Source organism: Candidatus Methylomirabilota bacterium (assembly GCA_035764725.1).
Lineage (GTDB): Bacteria > Methylomirabilota > Methylomirabilia > Rokubacteriales > CSP1-6 > DASRWT01.
Map to the genome: position 1 here is coordinate 54,312 of DASTYT010000101.1, position 16,540 is coordinate 70,851.

Genomic DNA, 16,540 nt, shown 5'->3' on the forward strand with positions numbered 1-16,540 from the left:
GGATGACCCGACGGGACCTATTTCTTCTTCAAGGTGAGGTTGATGACCTTGGCCGCCTCCTCGGCCTTGGCGATGGACTCGGCGTGCTTCCCCGCGTCGTGGAGCTTCTTGGCCTCGGCGGCGAGCTCGTTGGCCTTGGCCGAATTGGCGTCGGTCTTGCCGGCCGTCGCGTCCTGGATCTGCTTGATGAGGAGCGGACACTGGAAGGCTAGGGCCTGGCCGGTCGCGAGAACGAGGACGGCGATCGCGACGACGAACGTCTTCAGCATGGGTCTCACCTCCTTCCCGGACGATCCATAGCGTTAACCCTCCGCCGGCGCCGCCGGTTCCGGAGCCGGCGCGGGCGGGTGGAAATGATCATAGATGCGCTGGGCCAGCTTGGGCGTCACCTTTGGCACGGCGGCGAGCTCGGCCACGGTGGCCGCCCGCACCCCACGCGCGGAGCCCAGCGTCCGCAGCAGCGCGGTGCGCACCCGCGGTCCCACGCCGGGTATCCGGTCGAGCTCCGAGCTGATCGTGCGCCGCGCCCGCACCTTCTTGTGGTACGTGATCGCGAAGCGGTGCGCCTCGTCGCGGATCTTCTGGAGCGCCATGAGGGCGGGCGAGCCCATGTCGAGCACCAGCGGCGTCAACCGCTCCGGCGTGTAGACCTCCTCGGCGCGCTTGGCCAGGGACGCGATGGGCACATAGTCGAGCCCGAGATCCTCCAGCACCTTGATTCCCGCGTTGAGCTGGCCACGGCCCCCGTCGAGGAGGATGAGATCGGGCAGCGGCCCCTCCCCTTCCAGGGCCTTCGAGTAGCGGCGGGTCAGCACCTCCTGCATCGAGGCGAAGTCGTCCGTCCCCGTGACGGTGCGGATCTTGTAGCGCTTGTAGTCGTCCTTCTTCATCTCACCACCCTGCCAGACCACCATCGAGGCCACCGTGTCCGAACCCTGGATCGTGGAGATGTCGAAGCACTCGATGCGGTCGGGCGGGTCGGCGAGCCCGAGCGCCCGTTGCAGCTCCTCGCGCACTGCCTGGTGGCGGTCCGTGCGCGAGAGGAGGTGGCTCTGCAGCGCGAGGGCCGCGTTCTCCTCGGCCATCTCGACGAGCTCGCGGCGGCGGCCCCGCTGTGGGGCGTGGAGCTCCACGCGTCCGCCGCGACGCTGGCGCAGCCACTCGAGGACGAGGGGGGCCTCGGCGATCTCGGTGGACAGGAGCAGCTCGGGCGCCGGCACCACGCTGCGCGCGTAGAACTGGCGCACGAACGCGGAGAGCACGTCCCCGTCGCCCTCGCCGACCAGCCGGTCGAAGAAGAAGGACTCGCGTCCGAGCAGGCGGCCCCTCCGAATGAAGAATAGTTGGATACACGCGTCCGGGCCCTGGCGGACCAATCCGATGATGTCCTGGTCGGTCTCTTCGGTGGAGATGATCTTCTGGCGCTCGCGCACCGTGTTGAGGGCCTGGATGCGGTCGCGCAGCACCGCCGCCTGCTCGAAGCGCGTCTCCGCGGCCGCCGCCTCCATCTGCCGCGTGAGCTCCTTGACGAGGTCGTCGTCCTTCCCCTCGAGGAAGCGCTGCACCTGGGCCACCGTCCGGGCGTAGCCCTCGGCGGTCTCCGCGCCGGTGCACGGCGCGTTGCACCGGTGGATGAAGAACTGGATGCACGGCCGCGGCAGGGTGCCGTCGATCTTGATGCGGCACGTGCGGAGCGGGAAGAGCTGGCGCACGAGGCGAAGCGTCTCGCGCATCGCGGTGGCGGGATAGAACGGCCCGAAGTAGACGTCGCCGTCCTGCTGCACGCGCCTCGCGACCACCAACCTCGGAAACGGCTCGGAGGTGGTCAGCTTGAGGAAGGGGTAGTGCTTGTCGTCGCGCAGGATGATGTTGTAGCGGGGCCGGTGCTTCTTGACGAGGTTCGACTCGAGGATCATCGCCTCGAGCTCGTTAGCGGTCACGATGAGATCGAGGTCGCGGATCTGGGCGACCAGCGCGTCGGTCTTGGGGTCGCGGACCCGCGAGTCCTGGAAGTACGAGCGGACGCGGCTGCGCAGCGAGGCCGCCTTGCCCACGTAGATGATCTGGTTCTTGGCGTCCTTGTAAAGGTAGACGCCGGGGCGGTCGGGAACCTGCTCGAGCTTCTCCTGAAGCGTCACGGCACGTCTATTGTATCCGCTCGCCTCGCCTTCGGCTGCGGCTCGCCACCCTCGCTCCCCTCGGACCCCATCATGTGTCCGCTCGCCTCGCCTTCGGCTGCGGCTCTCCAATCAACTGCCCGCGCGTTACCCGCCGCCTCGCCACAAGGTCACGATGAGGATGGCGAGGCCGAGGAGGGCGGGCACGATGACGCTCCAGCGAAGGGCGCGCTCGACGCGGCGGAGCATGGGGCCGCGCGGGCGCCCGGGGCGCGGGGGATCCAGGAACGTCATCAGCTTCGTGAGGACGAAGAGGCCCAGCGAGAGGACGGCGAAGAAGACGAGGACCCACTTGAAGGCGGCGCCCACGTCAACGGACGCCCAGCTCGACCCGGCGCAGCGCCTTCACCTGATCCCGCAGCTCGGCCGCCCGCTCGAAGTCGAGCCGTCGCGCCGCCTCCTTCATGGCGGTCTCGAGCTCGGCGATGCGCGCGGCCAGCGCCTCGGCGCTCTCGGGTGCCGCCTCGACCGTCTGGGGCACCGGCACCGTGTAGTAGTCGCGCTCGGACACCGTCTCCAGCAGCTCGCGAATCGACTTCCGTACCGTCTCGGGCGTGATCCCGTGTTCGGCGTTGTAGGCGGCCTGGGCGGCGCGCCGCCGCTCCGTCTCCGTGATCGCCTCCTGCATCGACCCCGTGACCCGGTCCGCGTACATCAGCACCTCGCCGTTGACGTGGCGGGCGGCGCGGCCTGCCGTCTGGATCAACGAGGTGGCCGAGCGGAGGTACCCCTCCTTGTCGGCATCGAGGATGCCTACCAAGGAGACCTCGGGCAAGTCCAGCCCTTCGCGCAGGAGGTTGATGCCGATGAGCGCATCGAACTTGCCGAGGCGGAGGTCGCGGATCACCGCCACCCGGTCGAGGGTGTCGATGTCGGAGTGCAGGTAGCGCACGCGGAGCCCGTTCTGCTGGTAGTACTCGGTGAGGTCCTCGGCCATGCGCTTGGTGAGGGTGGTGATCAGCACCCGCTCGTCGCGCTCCGCCCGCGTGCGCACCTCGGCCATGAGATCGTCCACCTGGATCGAGGCAGGCCGAACGATGATGCGGGGATCCATGAGCCCGGTGGGGCGGATGATCTGCTCGGCCACCGCCCCGCCCACGTGGGGCCGCCCGGGCGCCTCCCGTACCCCGCCCGCGCGCTCGAGCTCGTACTCGCCGGGCGTCGCGGACACGTAGAGGACCTGCCCGGTCACCGCCCGGAACTCGTCGAAGGTGAGCGGGCGATTGTCGAAGGCCGAGGGTAGCCGGAAGCCGTACTCGACCAGCGCCTCCTTCCGGGACCGGTCCCCGCCGTACATGCCGCGGATCTGGGGCACCGTGACGTGGGACTCGTCGATGATGACGAGCGCGTCCTTGGGGAGGTAGTTCATCAGCGTCGCCGGGCTCTGGCCCGGCTTGCGGCCCGCGAGGTGGCGCGAGTAGTTCTCGATGCCGTGGCAGTAGCCGATCTCGCGCAGCATCTCCACGTCGAAGAGCGTCCGCTGCTCGAGCCGCTGCGCCTCGAGGAGACGGTTCCGGGCGCGGAAGAAGGTCAGACGCTCGCGCAGCTCCTCGTGCACATTGCCGATGGCGCGCTCGATCTGGTCGGCGGGCGTCACGTAGTGGCTCGCGGGATAGATGCGCGCCGCCGGCACCACCCCGGTGGTGGCGCCCTTCAGCGGATCCAGCGTCACGATGCGGTCCACGCTGTCGCCGAAGAGCTCGATCCGGAGGGCCTCGGACTCCGCGGCGGCGGGGAACACCTCGACGACGTCGCCCCGCACCCGGAAGGTGCCCCGCCGGAAGTCGTAGTCGTTGCGCTCGTACTGGATGGCCACGAGGTCGCGCACCAGCGCGTCCCGGCTCACCACCTGCCCCGTCTCAACGCCCACGTGCATGCCGCGGTACGTCTCGGGCTCGCCGATGCCGTAGATGCACGAGACCGACGCCACGATGACCACGTCCCGCCGCTCGAAGAGCGCGGTGGTGGCGGAATGGCGCATCCGGTCGATCTCGTCGTTGATGAGGGCATCTTTCTCGATGTAGGTGTCCGACTGCGGGATGTAGGCCTCGGGCTGGTAGTAGTCGTAGTAGGACACGAAGTACTCGACGGCCGACTCGGGGAAGAAGGACTTGAACTCGCCGTAGAGCTGGGCGGCGAGCGTCTTGTTCGGCGAGATGACGAGAGCGGGGCGCTGGAGCCGGCTGATCACGTTGGCGAGCGTGAAGGTCTTCCCACTCCCCGTGATGCCTAGGAGCACATTGTGGGAGCCGCCCCCCGTGACGAGCTCGGAGAGCCGGTCGATCGCGCGCGGCTGGTCGCCCGCGGGCGAGTAATCCGACGACAGCGTGAACAACGGCGTCAGAAGCTCGACGGCACCGCGACGAGGTACTTCCGCCAGGAGTCGAGGAAGGACGAAGCGTGGGGGTGCCGGAGAAGGTGGACGGAGAAGAGGAACTGCGGGTGGATGGGCTCCCGGATCAGCCGCAATCGGGCTTCCTCGAGGGTCCGGTTGCCCTTGAAGAGATTGCACCGGAGGCATGCCGCCACCACGTTGGTCCAGGTAGTCTGCCCACCCCGCGACCGCGGCATGATGTGATCCACCGTCAGCTTCTCGCCCCGGCGCGCGCAATACTGGCAGATGTAGCCGTCGCGACGGAGGATGTTCTTCTTGTTGAAGGCCACCCGCTCCAGGAAGGGCTTCCGGATGTAGGCGGCGAGACGAATGACCGCGGGGAGCGGGTAGGCCCGCGAGGGGGACCGCACCACGCGCGGCGAGGCCTCGACGCTCTCGGCCTTGCCGCTCAGGAGAAGGGTGATCGCCCGCTTGGCGTTGGTGAAATGCAGCGGCTCGTAGGTGTAGTTCAGCACCAGTACCGCGAGATCATCCATGTCCCATCGCTAGGATAGAGAACGGGCGGAGGACTGTCAACTCACGGGGCCCGCCGCGGCGGTCGGCGGGGACGCCGGCGCGGCTAGGCGAAGGCGCGCCAGAGGAAGTGCGCGGAGCCGGCGATGAAGACGAAGAGAGCGGCGGCGGCCACCGGGTTGAGGATGGCCAGCCCGACGAGGAAGCAGAGCAGGATGAAGCACGCGCAGTAGAAGCGAAGCTCGCGGCGATCCGCCCAGCCGCCCTTCCCCACGAGCACCATGCTCCGCGCGGCGAGGTACACCGGCGAGTAGAGCAGGAAGAAGGCGAGGAAGAGACCGGACAGGGCGAGCACGCCGCTCATCGCGCCGACGAGGCCCCAGACGGCCCACGGCCAGATGGCCTGCTCATTGCCCTCCGCGAGGGACTGCGGGATGGCCTGGGGGCGGAAGTAGACGTAGAGGAGCCCGATCGTGTAGAGCGGGAGGACGATCTCCAGCCAGCGGCGATAGCGGGTCCCCAGCAGTCCCTCCATGCCCACCATTGAAGGCACGGGACGTGCCAGCCCGGCCCCCCTTCGGAACCGACGTGTTTTTCCGCCGTTACAGGACCGGCGCAAAGGCTGCGTGTCACGCGGGCGACGGCCAGCCGGTACAGGCCGTCAAGCCGTCGGCACTGTCAGCTACAGCAGGAAGCCGCCCGGGAACGGATCCCGGGGGTCGAGGAGCAGCGTGGCCCGTCCCATCGCCCACGCCCGCCCGGTAATCTCGGGAACAATGGCAGGTTTGCCGCCCACGGTGGTGAGGGCGGCGATGCGGCCCGTGAAGAGCGTGCCGATGATGGACTCGTGCCCGAAGGGCTCCCCCACACCGAGCGCGCCGCGAGCATGGAGATTCGCCAGGCGCGCGCTGGTGCCGGTGCCGCAGGGCGAGCGATCGAGGCCCGCAGGCGCGACGACCACCGCGTTGCGCAGCCGAGCCTCCGGACGGCGGCCGGGCTCGAAGAACTGGATGTAGAGCAGGCCGCGAGCGTCCGGCATCTCCGGGTGCACCAGCGGCACCTCGGCTTCGATGCGCGCGCGGATCCGCTCGCCGACCTCGATGAGCCGAGGCCCCGCCGCGGGCTCGAGCGTGAGCCCCAGCGTCCCGGCGGGCACCATCGCGTAGAAGTGCCCCCCGTACGCCAGGTCGAAGGGGACCCGACCGAGCCCGGGGACGTTCACCTCGGCGTCCAGCAGCACCGAGAAGGCGGGAACGTTCTGGAAGGAGACGGACAGCGTCTCCCCGGCTTCCCGTCGGACCCATGCGGTCACGAGGCCGGCCGGCGTCTCCAGCGTGACCGCCGTCTCCGACCCGGCGACGGGGACGCGGCCCGTCTCTGCCAGCATGGTCGCGATCGCGATGGTCCCGTGCCCGCACATGTGCACGGGCCCCAGCGGCTCGATGAAGAGCACTCCGACGTGCGCGGAGGGGTCAACCGGCTCGGTGAGGATGGCCGCGCACATCGCGGCGTGGCCCCGCGGCTCGTACAGGATGAAGCCCATGAGGTCCCGGCCGTGCTCGGCGAGCCACTCGCTGCGCGCCATCAGGGTGGCACCCGGCACGGGCGGCGCGCCGCCCACCACGATACGCATGGGCTCGCCCTCGGTGTGATAGTCGAGCACGGTCAGCTCGCGGCGCGCGGTCATCGCGCGGGGTTCCGCTTGAGGGACGGCGCGCAGGCCAGCCCCCGGCGGGACATGGCGTGCCCGATGGCGGGCCGCGCGGACAGAGCGAGCAGAACGGTGCGCATCATGGCGGGGAATCGTGCGGCAGTATCTCACACAGGATTCCCTCGCGGAGGCCGTGATCGCTCACCGTGAGCACGTCGAACCCGATCCGCGCCATCGCGCCCAGGCAGATCGCGATGCCGGGCACGATGACGTCCGCGCGGCCCGGCTCGAGGCAGGGCAGCCCGCCGCGCGCCGCGTTGGTCAGGGCGGCGAGCCGCGCCAGGATCGCCTCGATGGCCGCGCGCGTGAGCCGGTGCCCCTGCACGCGCTCGACGTCGTACTCGACCAGGCCGAGGTCCAGCGCGGCCAGCGTGGAGACGGTGCCGGCCGTGCCCACGAGGTGCGCCGCCCCCGCGGCGACGATGGCCTCGGGCACCTCCGCGCGGAGCCGTGCGCCGATCTGCCCGCGGAGGCGAGTCAGCGCCGCGGCGTCCCAGCGACCGTCGCCGGGATGCCCTTCCGCCTGCGACACCACTCCGAGCCGGAGGCTCACCGCGGCCGCGAGGGACCCGTCCCGCGCCAGGGCGAGCTCGGTGCTCCCCCCGCCAATGTCCAGCATGACGAAGCTGCCGCGGAGACCGGGCAGTCCACGCGTCACGCCGAGGAGCGTGAGCCGTGCCTCGTCCTCGCCGGACAGGACCTCCACCACCCGGCCCGTCGCCGCCTCCAGCTCCGCGACGAAGGCCGCCCGATTGGTGGCCTCGCGCACCGCGCTCGTGGCGGCGATACGCACGCGCGCGGCGCCGAGCGCCTCGGCCCGGCGGACGAACGCGGCGACGGTCTCGCGCGTCCGGGCCATGGGGGCCGCGCCGAGTGGGCCTCGGGCCGCCTGGCCCTCGCCGAGCCGGGTCACGTGCTGGGCCCGCTCCACCGGCCGCCAGCCGCCGGGCGCGGCTTCGGCGACGAGCAGGCGCACCATGTTGGTGCCGAGATCGATCGTGGCCAGGCGCATCGCGGCGCGGGCCGCCGCCGCGCTCAGACGGGGCGGCGGAGGCGAAGCGCGTCGTCGAGGATCGCGAGCACTCGCTCGAGACGGAAGGGCTTGACGAGGGTCAGATCGACGCCGCTCTGCGCGAGCAAGGCCGGATCGAGCAGATGCCCCCAACCCGTGATCAGCACCACCGGGATGCCCGGGCGCATCCGCTTCACCGCGCGCGCCACGTCGAGGCCGGAGCGCTCGGGCAGCGAGAGGTCGGTGAGGACGATGTCGAACTCGCCCCCCTGGAAGCGCGCCAGCCCCGTGAGCCCGTCGGCGGCGGCCTCCACGCGATGCCCCGCGCGGGTGAGCGCGTCCACCAGCGTCTCGCGGATCTGCTGCTCGTCCTCGAGCACGAGCACGCGCGCCGGGCCTCCCGCGCGCGCGGCGGAGGCGGCCGGCCGTGCGGCCGGCGCCTCGCGTGCCGGCGGCGCCGCGGCGGCCGCCGCCGGGGCGGGGCTCTGGGCCGCGGCGGGCCGAGCGGCGCCGACGCCGGGAAGCCAGACCCGCACGCAGGTCCCGCGCTCCACCTCGCTCTCGACCTCGATGCGCCCGCGGTGCCGGCCCACGATGCCGTGCACGACCGAGAGGCCGAGACCGGTGCGTAGCGGGGAGCGCGTGGAAAAGAAGGGCTCGAAGATCCGGCCACGCACGTCGTCGGACATCCCCTCGCCGGTGTCGGTGAGCACCAGCTCGACGCCGTTGTCCTTGGGATGCGTGCTGAGGCTCAAGTGACCACCGCGCGGCATCGCGTCGATCGCGTTGAGCACCAGGTTGGTGACGGCCTCGCGCAGCTCGGCCGCGTTGCCGCGCACCGCCGGCCCATCCTGCAGGTCGAGCGACACCTCGATACGGATTCCGCGCGCCTCCGCCTCGTCCTTCCAGAGCCCGCGGGTCAGGGTCACCGCGTCGTGGACGAGGCTGTTGATGTCGATCAGCCCGTTGCTGTCATCCGGGCGCGTCGCCGCGAAGCCCTGGAGGCGACGCACGATGTCGGCGGCCCGCCACGCCGCCTCCTCGACGTGTCCCAGCCCCTCGCGCACCGTCTCGTCGGTCGAGCGCGCCAGCATGAGCTGCGTCTTGCCGAGGATGATGGCGAGGATGTTGTTGAACTCGTGCGCGATGCCACCGGCCATGCCGCCCAGCGCGCGGGCCTTCTCGGACTGGACGAGCCGGTCCTGCGCCGTCTTGACCGCGTCGAGCGCGCCCCGCACGTCGCCGTAGAGTCGCGCATTCTCCACCGCGAGGGCGGCCAGCGTGGCCAGCACCTGCGCCGCCTCGACCTCGTCGGGCGCGAAGTCGCGCGGACGGGGATCCGCGAGGTAGAGCACGCCCACGGTGCGGTCGTGGACGGCCAGAGGCACGAGCAGCGCCGCGCGCAACCCCAGCGCTCCGAGGAACGCCTCGGCCTCGCCGGCTCGCGCGTGAAGGTCGCGAACGGCGAGCGGTCGCGCCGCCGCGTACACGTCCCGGGCCAGCCCGTGCTCGCGATGTGCCGACCACTGCGTGGCGCTGTCCTGCGGCAGGCCGGAGGCCGCGGCGAGCCGCAACCGTCCGTCGACTCCCGACAGTCCGATCGCGGCCACGCGAACGTCGAGGAGGCGGCCGCCCACCTCGCACGCGCGCGCGAGGACCTCGGTGAGGTCGCGGTCGACCACGGCCTGGCCCGAAAAAGCCCCGAGCTCGCGCAGGCGCGCGAGGTGATCGGCCGCCCGGTCGACGAGCCGCTGATGCGTCAGCGCGGTGGCCACGCGATCGGCGATCACCAGGAGCAGGATGGTGTCCTCGGTGGTGAAGGGCACCCCCCGCCCCCGCCGGCCCGCGAACAGCACGCCGACGACCTGAGAGTCGGCCCGCACCGGCACCACGAGGGCATCGCGAACGGGGAAGCGCGCGACGAAGGGATCGCGCGGGGCCGACTCTGCGGTGCGGCGGTAGGCGAGCGCCCGGCCTTCGACGAAGGCGCGGCCGATCACGCCTTCGCCGGGCGGAACGCTCAGCCCCCCGAGGTCGTCGCGCCGGAAGCCGCGCGCCGCGGTCGGCACGAGCGCGGCACGCTCCGGATCGAGCACGAAGAGCATGGCGCGGTCGGCGTCGAGAAGCCGCGCCGCGCGGTCCATCACGAGACCGAACACCTCGGCGGGTGACAGCCCCGAGGTGGGCACGGTGAGGATCTCCTGGGTGGCGGCCAGGGCCTGGGGGTCGACTCCCAGGACCACCTCGCCCGACGGATCGGGCTCGCCCGTCGCCGACGCCTCCCCGATCTCCAGGCGCCGGATGCGATCGCGCAGGCCCTCGAGCGCCCGGCCGATCTCGCTGATGGACTCGGGAGCGGTATGGGGCGGGCGGCCGCCCGCGGTCGTCGGGTCCTCGGTCATCGCGGTGCCCGGCGGCGCGGCGCGCTCGTCAGCGTTGACATGGGAGACAACAGAAGATAGCACCACGCATGCCAACCACCCTTCGCACCAAATTTTCTCCTAACCTATTGATTCCACTTGCGTGAACGCCTCTGTGTAAAGCTCTGAGGGCCTCGCAAGTCGTGCGCGGTGGCGATTCCGTAAGATTCTCCGACTCTTGGCACCAGGGACGTGATGCGACGGTGGAGCCGCCCTCCGCCCGGGGCGGGGTGGCACCTGCCTTACTTGCTCTTCAGCGAGCGGATGTAGTGGACGACCGACCAGCGATCGGTCTCGGGAAGATGCTTCCAGGACGGCATCGGGCCCCGGCCATTGGAGATCTTCCAGAACAGCTCGCCGTCGCTCTCGTCCTGCACCCGCTTCGAGGTCCAGTCTGCGGGCTTCGGATTCAGCGCGGCCGAGCCTGGCCCATTGCCCTTGCCGGACTCGCCGTGGCAGAGGACGCAGTTCACCTGCGCGACCTTCTTGCCCGCGTCGACGGCCTTGGCGCCGCCGGCCACGGGATTCTTCTTCGTCTTCTCGGCCACCGGCGCTTCCCATGCACCCTGCGCCCACGCCCCGCTCGCCCCACCGAGCAAACCGGCGAGGATCGCCGCGCTGAGCACTCGGCGCCCGCACGCTCTCGACATCGCACTCCTCCTGTTCCACGTCGTGATGAGGTTCACAACCTGCGACATTTAACACCGGCGCCGTGGAAACGGTCAAGCCACCGGCGTGATATGGTGGCAACTCGCGTCGACTTCCGGGAGGTTCCATGGCTCACGAATCCGTCTACGTGGTCGCGGTGGTAGGGGCAGGCCCCGCGGGGCTCTTCGCGGCGCGCGCCCTCGCCGCGAACGGCTGTCGCGTCCTGCTCTTGAATCGCGACATCAAGCCGGGCGGCCTCGCCGAGTACGGGATCTTCCTCGACAAGTACAAGATGAAGGGTGGCCTGCGCCGCCAGTTCCAGAAGATTCTGACCGATCCGCGTGTGACCTACTTCGGCAACGTCACCTTGGGCCAGTCCGCCGACCTCGCGGTGGACGATCTCCGGGCCGCGGGGTTCGACGCGCTCGTGTTCGCCATCGGCGCCCAGGGAACCAAGTACCTCGGCGTGGAGGGCGAGCGCCTCCCGGGCGTCTACCATGCCAAGGACCTCGTCTATCACTACAATCGCCTGCCCCCGTTCGCGGAGCAGCCTTTCCCCATGGGCCGTCGGGTCGCGATCGTGGGGGTGGGCAACGTGATGGTGGACATCGCGAACTACTGCGCCCACTACTGCGACTGCGACGCGGTGATCGCGATCGCCCGCCGTGGCCCCTACGAGAAGGCGTACGACGATCGGGAGTTCGAGGACATCGAGGACGCGTTCGACCGCGATCTGTACCGCGCGGAGATCGCCCGCATCCGGCCGCGCCTGGAGGCGGCGGGCCAGGACGCGGACGCGCTGCTCCACGCCCTCGGACAGAAGCCCGAGTCTCTGACGCGCACGCGGGCGCGCCTGTCCTTCCGCTTCCTTGCCTCGCCGCGCCGCGTGGTCGCGGAGGCCGGCCGGGTGACCGGGCTCGAGGTCGAGGAGACACGGCTCGAGCGCAAGGGCGAGCGCATCAACGCCGTCGGGACCGGCGAGCTCAGCGTGGTCCCCTGCGACACCGTGGTCTTCGCGGTGGGTGACCGCGTCGATCCCGCCGCGGGCCTCCCCTACAAGGACGGCCTCTACCTGACAACCCCGGGCGAGGATCCGGCATACCGTGTCTGGGATCCCGCGACCCAGCAGGTGCTGAAGGGGGTCTACGTGGTGGGCTGGGCGCGTCGGGCGAGCGACGGGGTCGTCGGCCGCGCGCGCCTCGACGCCGAGACCGGCATCAAGCAGGTGGTGGCGGACCTCGCCGCCCTCCCTCCGCGGCCCGCCGCCGAGGCCGATCGCGTCATCGCGGGCGTGATCGACATGCTGAAGGCGCGCGGCGCGGTGGTGGTCCCCTACGCCGACGTGGTGAAGATCGAAGAGGCGGAGCGCGCTCGCGCGAGCGCGGCCGGGGTCGAAGAAGACAAGTTCCGCTCGAACCGCGAGATGCTCGAGGCGATCCGGCGCGCCTAGGCGCGCGGCGCCGGACGAAGCGCCGCCAGCAGCAGGAGCAATGCGGCGGCGAGGCCGTAGGCGCCCGCGATCCGCAGCGGCGTGCCCGACGGCACCGACCACGGCCAGAAGAGTCCGCCACTCGGCAGCGGCGAGTGCACGAGGCCGACTAGGGCGGCCAGGCTCGCCACCCCGAGCACCGCGGCGGCCTCGACGAGCCTCCGCTCAATCATCCTCACCACCGCGGCGGCCCACAGCAGCGCGGTCACGATGAAGCCGTGCCCCAGCACGAGCATGCTGTCCCACGTCGCGCGACCCGGGCCGGTGAGCTGGTCGGCGCTACGCCCCACCCCGCTGAGCAGGGTGCTGCCTTCGATCAGCATCAGCGCCGCCGTCGCGGGGATGAACGCGATGGCCACCGCGGCGGCGTGGCGCGGGGGTGAGGCGATGAAGGCCTGGGCGGTGATCTCGAGCCCGATGAAGATCAAGATGGGCGCCACCGCGGCCTCCGGCAGGAGCGCCACGAGGAGCGGGACCACTCCGAGCGCCGCCCCGAGCCCGATGACGAGGCCGGTGGCGAGCGTGTAGCCGGCGCGCGCGCCCATGGTCTTGTAGGCGGGATGGCCGATGTACGGCGTGTTCTGCACGACGCCGCCGCACACGCCCGCCGCCATCGTGCCCAGCGCCTCGGTGAGGAGCATGTCGCGCGTGCGAAAGGGGTCGCCGGCCGCCACCGCGGACTCGGTGTTGTCGATGCCGCCGATCACGGTGGCCAGCGCGAAGGGCACCGTGAGGGCCAGGTACGGCCCGATCAGATCGAGCGTCTCCACCCACGCCAGCGTGGGCCAAGGCGGCGTGAGGCGGAAGCCGGTGATGGCCAGCGCCGTCTCGGTGGGCGCGGCGCCTCCGAGGAGGGCGCGGCCCCAGTACACCGCCGTCCCCGCGAGCACCGCGGCGAACGCGCCCGGGAGCCCGCCGGGCAGCCGCACGCGGCCGATCAGCGTGACGAGCACCAGCGTCAGCGAGACGAGGCCGACGAGGGGATCCCCGAACACCTTGAGGGCGGGCAAGAACGCGATGAGCAGCGTGGCCACGCCGGCAATGGAGCCGAGCAGGGCCGCGCGCGGCACCACCCGCCGGGCCCAGTCGCCCGCAAAAGCCAGCACGAGCTTGAGCGTTCCCATCGCGATCGTCACGCCCATGCCGATCTTCCACGCGAGGACGGCGTCCCCGGTGAGGATCTTGGCGGGGCCGAGCACGCCGAACACCATGCCGAAGAGCGTCGGCGTGTCGATGCCGAACGGCATCGCCGTGATGTCGTCGCGGCCCTCGCGCCGCATGAGCGAGATCGCGAGCCACGTGTAGACGAGGTTGCCGATGAGGACGCCGGCCGCCGTGCCCGGCACCATCACGTAGAGCACCAGGTCGGAAGGGAACCCGAAGACGCCGATGAGCAGGCTCGACAGGATGACCAGCTGGGTCATGTTGTCGAGGGCGAGACCGAAAAAGGCGCTCCAGTCGCCGGCGGCGTACCAGCGGGGGAAGCGGCCGCCTACGCGGATTTGCCGGCTCCCCGCTCCTGCTCGACGAGACGCCGGGCCAGCTCGCGCACCCGCTCCGCCAGCTCCGCGCACCAGGCCATGCTGCCCCGGCGCTGCGCAACGTCCGGGTAGGCGAACTCGAGCGGCGCGGCACCCGGCGCGGGCAGGCGCCGCTCACCGAGGCGCAGGCTCAAGCCGTAGCTCTGACCCTCGTGCGCGCCCCCCGTGTCGAGCGCCGCCTCGACCCGCGGGCTCTCACGCTTGGCGTGGGAGGTGGCGAAGTTCTCCAGCCAGCGCCCCACTTCCTCGTAGTCACCGCCGGAGAATGCCATCGAGCCTCCTCGTATCCGCTCGCCTCGCCTCCGGCTGCGGCTCGCCTAGCATTCGTTGAAGCCGCAGGAGACACACTTCTTGCAGCCTTCCTCGTAAATGAACGTGGCCTGGCCGCATTCGCGGCAGAGGTCGCCGATCTGCCGACGCTCCGCGGCCGGCTCCTCCGCCGCGGCCTCCGCGTGCCCCACGTGCTCGCCCAGGGTGCGCGCGAGCGCGTCGGGGAGCGAGAGAATCTTGGCGGCGCCGAAGCCGGTGGGCTGGCCTCCGCCGATGCGGGACAGCTGGCTGATGACCTCCTCCACCCGCCGCCGCGCCGATAACGGCGAGGGCAAGCGCAGGATCAGGGAGATGAGCCGACCGAGCGCCTCCGCCACCGCCATGGTGTCGGAGCCGGCCTTGCCGACCTGGACGAACACCTCGAAGGGATCGCCCCCGGGCGTGTCGTTGACGGTGATGAACGCGGTGCCAACGGGCGTTTCCATCCGATACGTCGAGCCGGCGAGGCTGTGGGGTCGCGGCTTGACCACGCGCTCGGCGGGGCCACCGCCCGCGGTGTCCGCCCCGCCGACACCGACGTGGAGCACCTGCACACCCTTGCTGCCATCGCGGAACACCGTGATCCCGAGGCACCCCTTCTCCCACGCGAGCCGGTAGGCCTGCGCCACGTCCTCCTCGGTCGCCTCGTGGGGCAGGTTGATGGTCTTGGACACGCCGTTGTCAGTATGGCGCTGGAACGTCGCCTGGTGGAGCACGTGCCACCGCGCGTCGATCTCGTGGGCGGTCTTGAACACCGCGCGCACGGACTCGTCGAGGCCGGCGATCCCCTGCACCGAGCCGCGCCGGACCACCTCGGCCATCAGCGCATCCGAGTGGAAGCCGCGCGAGCGCGCGAGGCGCTCGAACGTCTCGCTGATGAACGGCAGGACGCGCTCGCCGTCGGGCCCGTGCACACGATGCTCGAAGGCGAGGGCGTAGGTCGGCTCGATGCCAGACGAGCAGCCCGCGATCATCGAGATCGTGCCGGTCGGGGCGATGGTCGTGACGGTGGAGTTCCGCAGCGCGCGGCCATGGCGGTAGATCGAGTGCGGGAACGCCGGGAACGGGCCGCGCTCCTCGGCGAGGCGCCCGGACTGATCGTGGGCCTTCTCCTGGATGAATCCCATGAGGCGCTCGGCAAGGGCGAGAGCCTCCTCGGAGTCGTAGGGGATGTTCAGCTGGAACAGCAGATCGGCCCAGCCCATCACGCCGAGGCCGATACGCCGGTTGGCTTTCACGGTGGCCTCGATCTGGGGGAGCGGATAGGGGTTTACCTCGATGACGTCATCGAGGAACCGCACGGCGAGCCGTACCACTCGCTCGAGCTCCTCCCAGTCGAGCCCGGCGCCCCCGCCCGCCGTCTCGCGCACGAAGCGCGCGACGTTGACCGAGCCGAGATTGCACGCGTCGTTCGCAGAAAGTGGTTGCTCTCCACAGGGGTTAGTCGCCTCGATCGGGCCCAGGGCCGGCGTGGGATTCGCGCGGCTGCGATTGATGCGGTCGAGAAAGATGAGCCCGGGATCGCCGGTGCGCCATGCGGCACGGACGATCCTACGGAAGACTTCAGTCGCGGCGAGGCGACCCGTCAACGAGCCATCACGCGGGTTCACGAGGTCGTACTCGACGCCCGCCTCCAGCGCATCCATGAACGCGTCGGTGGCGCCGACCGAGATGTTGAAGTTGCTCACGCTGCCGTCGAGCTTGGACTCGATGAACTCGAGGATGTCGGGATGATCCACGCGCAGCACGCCCATATTGGCTCCGCGTCGGGTTCCCCCCTGTTTCACGGCTTCCGTCGCCGCGTTGAATACGCGGAGGAAGGAGACGGGCCCCGAGGCGCGGCCGCCCGTGGAGTGCACGATGTCGTTCTTGGGCCGCAAGCGCGAGAACGCGAAGCCGGTGCCGCCGCCCGACTGCTGGATGATCGCGGCCGCCTTGATCGCCTCGAAGATCTCGCTCATCGAGTCGCCGACGGGGAGCACGTAGCACGCCGAGTACTGGAGGGCGTTGCCCTTCCCCGCGTTCATGAGCGTCGGGGAGTTGGGCAAGAAGTACCCGTCCACCAGCATCTCGTAGAAGGCGGTGGCGATCTCGCGCTGGGCGGCGGGGCTCCGGCCGAAGCGCGCCTCCGCCGCCGCGATGGCCAGGGCCACCCGCCAGCACATCTCCTCGGGCGTCTCGACGACGTCGCCGTGCTCGCGCGCCAGGTAGCGCTCGCGCAGAACGCGCAGCGCGGCCTCGCTCCACCGTCCGGTCTTGGCCGGACGGGTCTGGACGGAGGTCATAGGGTCGCTCACGAGGCTCCTCGGGTGCCACTACATGCGGCGCCGTATTCAGCCTAGCACACGGCGGGTTGGGGTGGGAACGGATTTCCCCTGGAATGGA

14 protein-coding genes are annotated in these 16,540 nt (G+C 70.8%); 1 reads left to right on the plus strand and 13 read right to left on the minus strand.

All coding sequences use genetic code 11. The annotated features are described in order from the left end of the window. Positions 1 to 17 precede the first annotated feature (17 nt). The 10 genes from VFX14_16495 to VFX14_16540 form a co-directional block, all read right to left on the minus strand. Entirely contained in the window at positions 18 to 269 is a 252-nt protein-coding gene (locus tag VFX14_16495) for a hypothetical protein (protein ID HEU5191286.1), read from the minus strand. A 33-nt stretch (positions 270 to 302) separates the two neighbouring features. Continuing rightward, complete coding sequence (gene uvrC / locus VFX14_16500; GenBank protein HEU5191287.1) at positions 303 to 2,138, minus strand: excinuclease ABC subunit UvrC; 1,836 nt, start codon at positions 2,136 to 2,138, stop codon at positions 303 to 305. A 126-nt stretch (positions 2,139 to 2,264) separates the two neighbouring features. Then, positions 2,265 to 2,486, minus strand: coding sequence for a hypothetical protein (locus VFX14_16505; GenBank protein ID HEU5191288.1), 222 nt, complete (start codon positions 2,484 to 2,486; stop codon positions 2,265 to 2,267). Position 2,487: 1 nt separating this feature from the next. Beyond that, complete coding sequence (uvrB, locus tag VFX14_16510; GenBank protein ID HEU5191289.1) at positions 2,488 to 4,521, minus strand: excinuclease ABC subunit UvrB; 2,034 nt, start codon at positions 4,519 to 4,521, stop codon at positions 2,488 to 2,490. Continuing rightward, a complete protein-coding gene (locus VFX14_16515; GenBank protein HEU5191290.1) occupies positions 4,518 to 5,048 on the minus strand; it encodes an HNH endonuclease in 531 nt (176 codons plus the stop codon). The genes uvrB and VFX14_16515 overlap by 4 nt, the downstream gene beginning before the upstream one ends. A gap of 83 nt (positions 5,049 to 5,131) precedes the next feature. Continuing rightward, on the minus strand, positions 5,132 to 5,578 hold the full coding sequence (locus tag VFX14_16520; protein ID HEU5191291.1) for a hypothetical protein: 447 nt from the start codon (positions 5,576 to 5,578) through the stop codon (positions 5,132 to 5,134). A gap of 129 nt (positions 5,579 to 5,707) precedes the next feature. Beyond that, complete coding sequence (locus VFX14_16525; protein ID HEU5191292.1) at positions 5,708 to 6,712, minus strand: proline racemase family protein; 1,005 nt, start codon at positions 6,710 to 6,712, stop codon at positions 5,708 to 5,710. A 103-nt stretch (positions 6,713 to 6,815) separates the two neighbouring features. Beyond that, positions 6,816 to 7,748: a Ppx/GppA phosphatase family protein gene (locus tag VFX14_16530; GenBank protein HEU5191293.1), complete on the minus strand. Its 933-nt coding sequence runs from the start codon at positions 7,746 to 7,748 to the stop codon at positions 6,816 to 6,818. 23 nt (positions 7,749 to 7,771) lie between these two features. Further along, positions 7,772 to 10,150, minus strand: coding sequence for a GAF domain-containing protein (locus VFX14_16535; protein HEU5191294.1), 2,379 nt, complete (start codon positions 10,148 to 10,150; stop codon positions 7,772 to 7,774). Between the two features lie 260 nt (positions 10,151 to 10,410). After that, positions 10,411 to 10,818, minus strand: a complete 408-nt coding sequence (locus tag VFX14_16540) for a cytochrome c (protein ID HEU5191295.1) — start codon at positions 10,816 to 10,818, stop codon at positions 10,411 to 10,413. 125 nt (positions 10,819 to 10,943) lie between these two features. On the opposite strand from VFX14_16540, the gene VFX14_16545 reads away from it, so the two are divergent. Next, positions 10,944 to 12,266, plus strand: a complete 1,323-nt coding sequence (locus tag VFX14_16545) for an FAD-dependent oxidoreductase (protein HEU5191296.1) — start codon at positions 10,944 to 10,946, stop codon at positions 12,264 to 12,266. On the opposite strand, the gene VFX14_16550 is transcribed toward VFX14_16545, so the two are convergent. The 3 genes from VFX14_16550 to VFX14_16560 form a co-directional block, all read right to left on the minus strand. Further along, complete coding sequence (locus VFX14_16550) at positions 12,263 to 13,729, minus strand: MFS transporter (protein HEU5191297.1); 1,467 nt, start codon at positions 13,727 to 13,729, stop codon at positions 12,263 to 12,265. The genes VFX14_16545 and VFX14_16550 overlap by 4 nt on opposite strands. A 68-nt stretch (positions 13,730 to 13,797) precedes the next feature. Next, on the minus strand, positions 13,798 to 14,118 hold the full coding sequence (locus VFX14_16555; GenBank protein ID HEU5191298.1) for a hypothetical protein: 321 nt from the start codon (positions 14,116 to 14,118) through the stop codon (positions 13,798 to 13,800). 45 nt (positions 14,119 to 14,163) lie between these two features. Continuing rightward, positions 14,164 to 16,440 (minus strand): vitamin B12-dependent ribonucleotide reductase, encoded by a 2,277-nt coding sequence (locus VFX14_16560; GenBank protein HEU5191299.1) that lies wholly within the window; start codon positions 16,438 to 16,440, stop codon positions 14,164 to 14,166. Positions 16,441 to 16,540 lie beyond the last annotated feature (100 nt).

What these genes read in the sequence shown, in the direction of transcription:
- VFX14_16495 (HEU5191286.1), bottom strand. Translation starts at nt 269, where the DNA reads ATGCTGAAGACGTTCGTCGTCGCGATCGCCGTCCTCGTTCTCGCGACC.
- VFX14_16515 (HEU5191290.1), bottom strand. Translation starts at nt 5,048, where the DNA reads ATGGATGATCTCGCGGTACTGGTGCTGAACTACACCTACGAGCCGCTG.
- VFX14_16525 (HEU5191292.1), bottom strand. Translation starts at nt 6,712, where the DNA reads ATGACCGCGCGCCGCGAGCTGACCGTGCTCGACTATCACACCGAGGGC.
- VFX14_16530 (HEU5191293.1), bottom strand. Translation starts at nt 7,748, where the DNA reads ATGCGCCTGGCCACGATCGATCTCGGCACCAACATGGTGCGCCTGCTC.
- VFX14_16535 (HEU5191294.1), bottom strand. Translation starts at nt 10,150, where the DNA reads ATGACCGAGGACCCGACGACCGCGGGCGGCCGCCCGCCCCATACCGCT.
- VFX14_16540 (HEU5191295.1), bottom strand. Translation starts at nt 10,818, where the DNA reads ATGTCGAGAGCGTGCGGGCGCCGAGTGCTCAGCGCGGCGATCCTCGCC.
- VFX14_16545 (HEU5191296.1), top strand. Translation starts at nt 10,944, where the DNA reads ATGGCTCACGAATCCGTCTACGTGGTCGCGGTGGTAGGGGCAGGCCCC.
- VFX14_16550 (HEU5191297.1), bottom strand. Translation starts at nt 13,729, where the DNA reads ATGACCCAGCTGGTCATCCTGTCGAGCCTGCTCATCGGCGTCTTCGGG.
- VFX14_16555 (HEU5191298.1), bottom strand. Translation starts at nt 14,118, where the DNA reads ATGGCATTCTCCGGCGGTGACTACGAGGAAGTGGGGCGCTGGCTGGAG.
- VFX14_16560 (HEU5191299.1), bottom strand. Translation starts at nt 16,440, where the DNA reads ATGACCTCCGTCCAGACCCGTCCGGCCAAGACCGGACGGTGGAGCGAG.